Below are 2750 nucleotides of genomic sequence, written 5' to 3'. Positions count from 1 at the left end.
TAATAATGCCTGAAGTCTATTTTTAGCATTTATCTTTTTAAATACATTATGTAAATGTGTTTTTACTGTATTTTCACTTACAAACAACTCATCTGCAATTTGCATATTAGATGCACCACAGCCAAGTAGCTTAATTATTTGCTGCTCTCTTTTCGTTAATTTAGCATAAGCTTGAGAGGTAATAGATGAATTACCTGCACGATAATGCTGTATATATTCCTGAGCCAATTTTCGATTAAACCACATTTCATCATCAAGCACTTTTTCCATGCCCTTAACTAAAGATTCAAGCTGATCATTGGTATAAAATACACCCACAAGATTCTGCCATTTAAAGAGCATTTTAGGTTCAATATCTAGCGGGCAATTAATAAGCACTTCTTTTGCATCAGGGCAGGATAAGCGTTTAAATGCTGAGTAATCAGCAAAATTATTTTCATCAACGCGAGAATAGTCGATGATAACCAATTGAATTTTATAGGATGATAGACTGTTATCATTCATCCACGTATCGCAAAGCGGAGAGATATCAATACTAATCGGCAACTTTGACTCTAGCGAATCTTTAAGTAAGCGAGACTGCATACAAACATCAGAAAGCAATCGAACGTTAATTTTTTTTTCTTCACTCATTTTAAACTCCTAGATCATACCGCTCACTTGATAAAACTAACGTTAAGCGACTATAAGTCAATATCTCAAAATAACCCGCTCTCATTTTAATAAAAAACCTAATGAATAAATCCATTTAATTCATGAATTTATTGTGCATTCTTATTTATGAGAACAAATGACTGTTTTATTTATATACCTTACTACTTGAAGTGGTTTGGGTGTAGTAGGCCATTCTATAAAAGGTAATGGAATAAAAAGATAAAGAATCGAGTGTCATTCCTGACGAATGAAAAGCACCACGCACTTCTGGTTTTGAGAAAAAGCGTGGCATTCACTGCTCATTGGTTATTACTTTAAAAATCAACGTTGATGAGAAAATCACCCTATTGAGGCTAGGTCCGATATAGAACTTTTACAACATGCCAACCAAACTTGGTTTTCACCAAATGAGGTGTCAGTACCTCTCCAGTGAAACAGATTTTATCAAATTGAGGGACCATCTGCCCCTGACGAAACTCACCCAGATCGCCCCCTTTTTTACCCGAAGGGCAGGTAGAATATTTTCTGGCTAATGTTTGAAATTTCGCTCCCTTTTTTAACTGAGCGATAATATCTTCAGCTTGTTCTTTATGCTTCACTAAAATGTGAAGAGCCGCTGCCGTTCTTGCCATCATTTTTCTCAATAAATTTGCTACTGCAAATAGTGTAACGGATGCTTTTCAAGAGTCCAACCCCAATGTAAGAGTGCAAAAGATCAATAAACATACGGTTATACTGTTTATTTGCATTTAACGCATTGCCGTCAGTAAGAGATCGTTTAGTATTAAGCATAAGAAACAACGTTGAGTAAGGTGTTATGGCTAAAACCCCCAGTAAGGCAAACCAATCCCAAGGCATGTTGATGTTCACATTGAACACTCAGAAACAGCTTTTTGCTATCGGGACTCTGAAAGTACGAGAGATTGTCCCTTACATGCCAATGACACAAATCCCATATTCTCATCACCATGTGATCGGAACGGTGACTATCCGTAACTTGACGGTACCTGTCATTGATATGGCTGCCGCCATTGGCTTTAGAGCAATTCAACCTAGCGAATATAAACAATGCTACTTAATCGTGACGGACTGCCTGCGAACCGTAGTTGCGTTTATGGTACGTAGCATTGAAAAAATCATCGAGTGTGACTGGCGAACAATCGAGTCTTCACCTGCAGTGGCGGGAAAAGACGTTTTTATCACTGGCATAACCCGCTATCAAAAACAGATTGTGCAGTTACTTGACGTCGAATTATTACTTTCAAAAATTTATCCACAGTATGAATCAACTAAGATCCCGATGCTGACTGATATTGAACGTGAGCGATTAAAAGCATTGCGTATTTTACTGGTGGATGATTCATCTATTGCACGTAAACAATTGTCAGATGCCTTAGACAGTATCAACATCCCTTACCAAATCTGTAAAAATGGACTTGATGCCATTGAGCTGATGCGTCAAGACGCTCAACATCAACGTGCGATCGATTTGCTGGTCAGTGATATTGAAATGCCGGGCCTTGATGGATATGAACTGGCCTTTGAGGTTCAAAATGATCCAATGCTGAGCCATGCTTATTGTATTCTTCACACCTCGCTTTCCAGTGAGATCTGTTTGGATAGAGCTCACCAAGTCGGAGCCCACGAAGCTTTGGAAAAATTTAACGCGACAGAATTGATAGAAGCGATGCTGCGTGGCGCAAAAAAACTGGAACAACGTAAGGATACCGCTTAATCAAGCTTTGCTTGCACAAACAGAGCCTGAAGCGCTTCTCTATCTGATTTTTTCAGTTTACTTACTACAAGCTGATAAGAGCGTTCACATAATTCCTCTAACATCATCTGGTCAACATCTCCGTTTAACTTAACGGAGATCCAGTGTCTTTTATTCATATGATAACCAGGACGAATAGCGGAAAAGGCACTGGTCAGAACTTCACCATCTTCTGGAGTGCACTTCAATGTCACAAACGGCTCTTCTCTCGACTGAGAAGTATAGGCAAACATTTTACCGCGAATTTTGAAAACCAACGCGTCAGGACCAAACGGATAGCTACTTTCTACCTGAGGTAAAATATCCAAAAACGATTCAATAT

4 protein-coding genes are annotated in these 2750 nt (G+C 38.7%); 1 reads left to right on the top strand and 3 read right to left on the bottom strand.

Translation table 11 applies throughout. The features are described from left to right. Both B9J87_RS13145 and ppiC read right to left on the bottom strand, forming a co-directional pair. A partial coding sequence (locus B9J87_RS13145; protein WP_094151122.1) for a LuxR C-terminal-related transcriptional regulator occupies positions 1-633 on the bottom strand: 633 nt, incomplete at its 3' end. Between the two features lie 374 nt (positions 634-1007). Next, positions 1008-1286 (bottom strand): peptidylprolyl isomerase PpiC, encoded by a 279-nt coding sequence (ppiC, locus tag B9J87_RS13140; RefSeq protein ID WP_026027858.1) that lies wholly within the window; start codon positions 1284-1286, stop codon positions 1008-1010. 185 nt (positions 1287-1471) lie between these two features. Here ppiC and B9J87_RS13135 point away from each other — a divergent pair, with 185 nt between their 5' ends. Then, positions 1472-2389 carry a chemotaxis protein gene (locus B9J87_RS13135; RefSeq protein ID WP_019281245.1) on the top strand — a complete coding sequence of 306 codons (918 nt, stop codon included), beginning with the start codon at positions 1472-1474 and terminating at the stop codon, positions 2387-2389. On the opposite strand, the gene B9J87_RS13130 is transcribed toward B9J87_RS13135, so the two are convergent. After that, positions 2386-2748 (bottom strand): MmcQ/YjbR family DNA-binding protein, encoded by a 363-nt coding sequence (locus tag B9J87_RS13130; protein ID WP_094151120.1) that lies wholly within the window; start codon positions 2746-2748, stop codon positions 2386-2388. The genes B9J87_RS13135 and B9J87_RS13130 overlap by 4 nt on opposite strands. Between the last annotated feature and the right edge of the window lie 2 nt (positions 2749-2750).

This window comes from Vibrio sp. V19_P1S1T109 (assembly GCF_002241375.1).
Classification (GTDB): Bacteria; Pseudomonadota; Gammaproteobacteria; order Enterobacterales; family Vibrionaceae; genus Vibrio; species Vibrio anguillarum.
This window is presented reverse-complemented; position numbering and strand designations above follow the sequence as displayed.

Bases quoted from the DNA above. Each gene is read 5' to 3' on its own strand.
- ppiC (WP_026027858.1), bottom strand. From the start codon at position 1,286: ATGGCAAGAACGGCAGCGGCTCTTCACATTTTAGTGAAGCATAAAGAA.
- B9J87_RS13135 (WP_019281245.1), top strand. From the start codon at position 1,472: ATGGCTAAAACCCCCAGTAAGGCAAACCAATCCCAAGGCATGTTGATG.